Source organism: Bifidobacterium sp. LH_730 (assembly GCF_056355835.1).
In genome coordinates, this window is the sequence record NZ_JBKETB010000026.1 from 1 (window position 1) to 5,544 (window position 5,544).

Below are 5,544 nucleotides of genomic sequence, written 5' to 3' on the forward strand. Positions count from 1 at the left end.
TGGACGCGTACATCGTCCACTGGAACACCAAACGACGCCAGATACGACTCGAGGGACACACCCCGGAGGAATACCGGAACATGTCCCTCGCAGCCTGACCCCCGTATCCTAATAAACAACGTCCAACAAACAGGGCGCAGTTCATATTGCTAGTGCCGGGCCTTTTTCTATCGGCTCTCGCCGATCGGCCCGTCATATCAACGGGGACGCCGCATGTACGACGTCACGCGACAGCATATCAGGTCGCGCTCCGGAGCAAATCGGTCCGACTTGTCTCATATTAGGGCTCATGACCCGAGAGCCGCTCGATGTAACGCCGCACACGGCACACACCTGTGGCGCCGCGGACGGCTGGAGTAGGGGCGGAGTATTGTAGCGAATATCCTCTCGCCTGTGTGAAAGGGCCGTCCATGGTCACCATCTCTGATGTCGCGCGCGCCGCAGGTGTCTCCAAGGCCACGGTCTCCTATGTGCTTTCCGATGACCCTCGCATCACCGAGCAGACCGCGCTCAAGGTTCGCCAAGCCATCGACGACCTTGGATATACCGTCAACCATGCGGCGAGGGCACTGTCCGTGAAGAAGACCATGACAATGGGCATCGTCTCGCCTACCTACCACGGTAGTTACTTGTCCGCACTGTTCGGATTGCATGTTTACTTGCTGTCGGAACAAGCTGCAAAATATGGCTACGACACATTGTTTGTCGCCAACGATGAAAGCAATGAAGCATTGAAACGAGCATGGGCGTCGCGCAAAGTCGACGGATTCATTCTCATGGATGTTTCGGATGACGACCCCCGCATGAAGCTGGCGGCAAAGCTCAAGGCGCCGACCGTCGCCTTCGGCGCCCCATTGGATTCCTTTGGTCTAGACACGATTGACGCAGACTATGCAGCCGAGGCACGTAGCATCGTCAATTGCCTCGCCGACGAGGGGCACCACGAAGTCAACCTTCTGCTCTGGTCACGCAGTATTTTCCACAAACGTCTCGGCTTCGCCATGCGATTTTATGAGGCCATCGTCGCGGCCGCCCACGACCGGGGCCTCACATTGCACGTCGCTTCTCCCGAAGATGACGAATCCGATCCCTCCGATGCGATTCGCCATGCACTGCGCGAACATCCCCAAGCCGATGCGATGGTATTGCACAACGAATCGGCCACTATTGTCGCCCCGCAGGTCTTCGCCGATCTCGGCTTACATGTTCCCCACGATCTGCGCATCGTCACGGTGTTTCCCAAACAGCTGCGCGAATCGCTCAAAATTCCATTCGATGCCGTCGAAACCGATGTGCTCAAACTAGCCGAGACCGCTGTGCAGCTGCTGATGTCACGCATTGCTAACCCCGACGCACCGGCGATTCATCAGAAGTTCGATTTCTCCGACAGCCTGGGAACCTTGTAATTTCAGTTTTTGCTGCCCTAAATACAACTTGGCCCAGCAGAGCTGCGCTCACTCGATTTGCATACATTCATATGTCATGATATACTTATCTCGTTGAACCGGTTAAACACGATAGTTGACCCATCCTTCGTCACAAAACAGCGATGTCGACGATGGACTTAATGGAACGCGAAGCTGCGTCAATCCTGAAAGGACACCCCATATGAACAACCGGATTTTCCGCCGCATCCTCACCGTCGCCACAGCCGGCACCGTCGCCTTGAGCCTGGCGGCCTGCGGCTCTTCGAACGCACAGGACGACAAAACCATCGAGTTCTGGGACCCCTACCCGCAGAAAGGCGCCGACAGCACCTGGCAGACCTTCGTCACCAAATGCGCTCCCGATGGATACACCATCAAGCGCATTGGATACCCGCAGTCGGACCTGCTCAACAACCTGACCACCGCCGTCAAGGCGGGCAACGCCCCGCAGATCGCCTTGGTCGACAATCCGAAGATGCCGACCGCAGTCGATGCGGGACTGGTCACCGACATTAAAGCCGCCGGAGTCAACACGGACGGCTATGACGAGAACATCCAAGGCCCCGGCATCATCGACGGCACGACTTACGGCGTTTCCTACGGCTCCAACGCCCTCGGACTCTACTACAACCCCAAGGTTCTGGACAAGGCAGGCGTTGACCCGGCCTCAATCACCGACTGGGATTCCCTGAACGCAGCGATCAAGAAAGTCGTCGACTCCGGAGCCAAGGGCATTACCTTCGCCGGCGTCTCAGGCGAGGAGGGCACCTTCCAGTTCCTGCCCTGGTTCTGGGGCGCGGGCGGCGACCTCGCCGATGCCTCCGGCTCCACCGCCGAGCAGGCGGCCCTCGACCTGGTCTCCGGCTGGGTGAAGAACGGCTGGGCGCCCAAATCGGTCACCACCGACAACCAGTCCGCCGCCTGGGATCTGTTCCTGACCGGCGAGTATGGCTTCTCCGAGAACGGCTCCTGGCAGGCCGAATCGGCCAAGGAGCAGGGCTATGAGATGATTCCCATTCCCGCCAAGGACGGTGGCGTGGCCCCGGTGCCCACCGGCGGCGAATTCATCACCATCCCCACCCAGAAGAACACCAGCGACGAGAAGATGAAGGCCACAGTCGAGGTCATCGAATGCCTGATCGGCAACGACGATAACCTCAAGGCCACCAACGACGAAATGGTGTATCTGGCAGCCAAGAAGTCGGTGCGCGAACAGCAGGTCGCCGAGAACGACGTGTGGAAGCCGTGGGTCGATTCCGTCGAAAACGCCGAAGGACGTTCCACCGACGTGGGACTGGAATATGAAGAAATCTCCGCGAAACTGTCCGAGGATCTGCAGGCCGCGCTGAACAGCTGAGCCACGCCTTCTCCCTCTATACACGCGACCGGGGCCGACGGCAATGCCCGCCGACCGGCCCCGTCATCCCCTCAATCACACTATTCGAAGGTGAATCATGTCCCAAGCGACTCCAAAAGGTCTGACGCGACGGCGCGTCAAGCCCACCACCCTGGCGGCCATCGGTTTCGCCGCTCCGCTTCTTCTCTACATGCTGATTTTCTACGTCGCCCCTCTGGTGCAGAACATCTCGATGAGCCTGCATCGCTTCACCCGCCGTACCTTCGTCACCGGCGAAGCGCCGTGGTCCGGGCTTGAGGTCTACCACGAAGTGCTTGCAGATCCGGTTTTCTGGAGCACGTTGCGGCAAACTCTTATTTTCGTCGTTCTATCCATCCTCTTCCAATATTCCATCGGCTTGGCGCTGGCGGTGTTCTTTAACCAGCATTTCAGACTCTCCGGCGTGCTGCGCGGCGCGTTCCTCGTGCCGTGGTTGCTGCCGCCGATGATCTCCGGCACCACCTGGCAGTGGATGATGGACGCTGATTCCGGCATCATCAACAAACTGCTCAGTTTCGTGGGCATGGACCCTGTCTGGTGGCTTCAGGCGGATAATTCCCTGTGGGCCGTGATCATCGCAAACATCTGGCTGGGCATCCCGTTCAACCTGGTTATCCTCTATTCCGGTCTGCAGAACATCAACGTGGATCTGTACGAGGCGGCCTCGCTCGACGGGTGCAACGCATGGCAGCGCTTCTGGAAGATCACCTTCCCGCTTTTGAGGCCCGTGACGATGATCACGCTGCTGCTCGGCTTCGTCTACACACTCAAAACCGTCGACATCATCTGGATCATGACCAAAGGCACCGGCACCTCACGCACGCTGGCCACCTGGGCCTACGAAATGGCCTTCGGCAAAGGCACCTCCGCAACAATCCGCTATTCAGAGGCTTCCGTCGTCGGCACCATCCTGATTGTCATCGCCCTGATATTCGCGTTCGTCTACCTCTGGGCGCAACGCAACGAGGAAAAGAGGTAAGCCATGCAGCATCGTTCGACTTGGTGGAAGACACTCATAGGCGTCGTTCTCACTCTGCTCATGCTCTTCCCGGTCTATTGGATGATCAATATCTCCTTCACCGATCGCTCGGCCATCCGCTCGGGCGACCTTTGGCCCAAGGCCTTCACTCTCGACAATTACGCGGCGGCCTTCTCCTCACAGCTGCCCTACCTTGGCACTTCGTTGGTCATCGCGCTAGGAACCGTGCTGTTCACACTGCTGATCGCGCTGCCCTCCAGCTATGCCATCGCGTTCCTAGAGCTCAAAGGCCGCAAAACCATCAACTTCCTACTGATCGTGGCGCAGATGATTCCGGCGGTGGTCATGGCTCTGGGCTTCTATCAGATCTTCAATCAAATCGGTATGCTTGATTCGATTCCGGGTCTGATCGTGGCGGACTCGACGGTGGCGGTGCCCTTCGCGGTGATGCTGCTGAGCTCGTTCATGATGGGCATGCCCCGTTCGCTGATCGAGGCGGCCGAGATCGACGGGGCGAACCGTTGGATGGTGTTCACGAAGATCGTGGTGCCATTGTCTCGCAACTCGATCGTGACGACCTCGCTGTTCAGCTTCCTGTGGGCCTGGAGCGACTTCATGTTCGCCTCAACGCTCGACGCGGGAGGCGGCAACCTGCGCCCCATCACCATGGGCATCTATGACTTCATCGGCGCGCAGAACCAGGAGTGGGGGCCGATGATGGCCACCGCAGTGCTGGCCTCCGTGCCCACCGCCCTGCTGCTCATCGTGGCCCAGAAATACGTGGCCGCGGGAGTGACCGCCGGCGCCGTCAAGGACTGAGCCCGCCCACCTTCCGTAACCAACATACACGACTGAAAAGGAACTCATATGACCCCCATCACCTTCGCCATCGACGGCGACGCCTTGACCTGGACCGGCAACGGCGAATACCTGCGCATCGAACCTTGGGGCGCTGACTCCGTGCGCGTGCGATCGGCACACATGCACGAGCCCGGGAAACCCGAGTGGGCGCTGCTCCCCGAGGCACCCGCTCCCTCGCCCGACGCCCGCGTGACCATCGACGAGGAGCATGGCACGGCCGAGGTGCGCAACGGGCGCATCGTCGTGCGGGCCACCGCCACCGGCGGCGTGTACGCCGGGTCGGGCTACGAGGAGCCCCGCTGCGCGCTGTCCTTCCACGACGCCGACGGACGCGAACTGTTCCGCGAGGCGGCGCGCGGAGGATCGCTCAACCTGCACGCCCGCCGCTTCACCCCGATCACCGGCGGCGAGACGGCCGTCACCGCGTCCTTCGCCACGCCCGCGGACGAGCGGCTGCACGGCATGGGCGAGTACCAGCAGGACATCCTGGACCTCAAGGGCTGCACGCTCGAGCTGGCGCACCGCAACTCGCAGGCCTCGGTACCCTTCGTGGTCTCCTCCGCGGGCTACGGCTTCCTGTGGAACAACCCGGCCATCGGACGGGTGACCTTCGGAAAGAACCGCACCGAATGGCGGGCCGACGCGACCCGCCAGCTCGACTACTGGGTGACCGCGGGCGCCACGCCCGCCGCGATCATGGAACGATACGCCGACGTGACCGGCCACGCGCCCGCGATGCCCGAGTGGGGCCTGGGCTTCTGGCAGTGCAAGCTGCGCTACTGGAACCAAGGGCAGCTGCTCGACGTGGCGCGCGAGTTCAAGCGCCGCGGCATCCCGCTCGACCTGATCGTCGTGGACTTCTTCCACTGGCCGCACATGGG

General features: G+C 60.6%; 6 protein-coding genes. All 6 read left to right on the top strand.

Going from position 1 to position 5,544, the window contains the following annotated elements:
• A partial coding sequence (locus AC1AUD_RS13575; RefSeq protein ID WP_476574915.1) for an IS3 family transposase occupies positions 1-98 on the top strand: 98 nt, incomplete at its 5' end.
• Between the two features lie 312 nt (positions 99-410).
• Positions 411-1,406, top strand: a complete 996-nt coding sequence (locus tag AC1AUD_RS13580; RefSeq protein ID WP_476574910.1) for a LacI family DNA-binding transcriptional regulator — start codon at positions 411-413, stop codon at positions 1,404-1,406.
• 202 nt (positions 1,407-1,608) lie between these two features.
• Complete coding sequence (locus AC1AUD_RS13585) at positions 1,609-2,784, top strand: ABC transporter substrate-binding protein (protein ID WP_476574911.1); 1,176 nt, start codon at positions 1,609-1,611, stop codon at positions 2,782-2,784.
• A 97-nt stretch (positions 2,785-2,881) separates the two neighbouring features.
• Positions 2,882-3,802 (top strand): carbohydrate ABC transporter permease, encoded by a 921-nt coding sequence (locus AC1AUD_RS13590; RefSeq protein WP_476574912.1) that lies wholly within the window; start codon positions 2,882-2,884, stop codon positions 3,800-3,802.
• Between the two features lie 3 nt (positions 3,803-3,805).
• Positions 3,806-4,621 (top strand): carbohydrate ABC transporter permease, encoded by an 816-nt coding sequence (locus tag AC1AUD_RS13595; protein ID WP_476574913.1) that lies wholly within the window; start codon positions 3,806-3,808, stop codon positions 4,619-4,621.
• A 48-nt stretch (positions 4,622-4,669) separates the two neighbouring features.
• Positions 4,670-5,544, top strand: an 875-nt coding sequence (locus tag AC1AUD_RS13600; protein WP_476574914.1) for a TIM-barrel domain-containing protein, incomplete at its 3' end; no start/stop codon positions are given.